The organism is Chroococcidiopsis cubana SAG 39.79, from assembly GCF_003991895.1.
GTDB classification, from domain to species: domain Bacteria; phylum Cyanobacteriota; class Cyanobacteriia; order Cyanobacteriales; family Chroococcidiopsidaceae; genus Chroococcidiopsis; species Chroococcidiopsis thermalis.
The window spans coordinates 1-521 of record NZ_RSCK01000293.1 but is presented as its reverse complement, the minus strand read 5'-3'; the positions used below and the strand labels follow the sequence as shown (position 1 = coordinate 521).

Genomic DNA, 521 nt, shown 5'->3' with positions numbered 1-521 from the left:
ACGGCAGTTTTCGGAGGAATGCTAGTTGCGACATTTTTGAGTTTGTTTGTCGTACCGATTTTATATATCGCGATCGGTTCTGTTCGCTTGCAGTTATCTCGTTCCCGAAAAGCTGCGTATTCAGACAATAATCGGGCTTAATTGCTGAAATTATGAGAAAAATCCTTGACTCTCTAGCCTACAGGAGAATTTAGGATTAATTGACTGCTGGAAAATAGGAGAAAGTTTATGAATCGTTTAGCGATCGCGTTTACCATAGCAACTACCTTATTATTCGTTCAAAGCTGCTCGTCATCATCGAACATTCAAGAAACAATGGCGAGTAGTACAACCGAGCATAACGAGCATGCACAAGCAAACGTGAACCATGAAGGACACGGGATGGATCGTGCTAATGACGGAGAGAAGAAAACTGCTACCAAAGCCAAACTGACAACTCCAGACAAGATCGCTCCCAATACCTCCGTTGAATTAGCGATTGAAATTCGAGACTCCAATGGAAACGCGATCGCCAATTTTGA

1 pseudogene is annotated in these 521 nt (G+C 42.6%); it reads left to right on the top strand.

Annotation, left to right across the window (positions count from 1 at the left end):
• Positions 1–228: 228 nt before the first annotated feature.
• Positions 229–521 (top strand): annotated as a pseudogene (locus DSM107010_RS37970) (hypothetical protein); the annotation flags it as partial.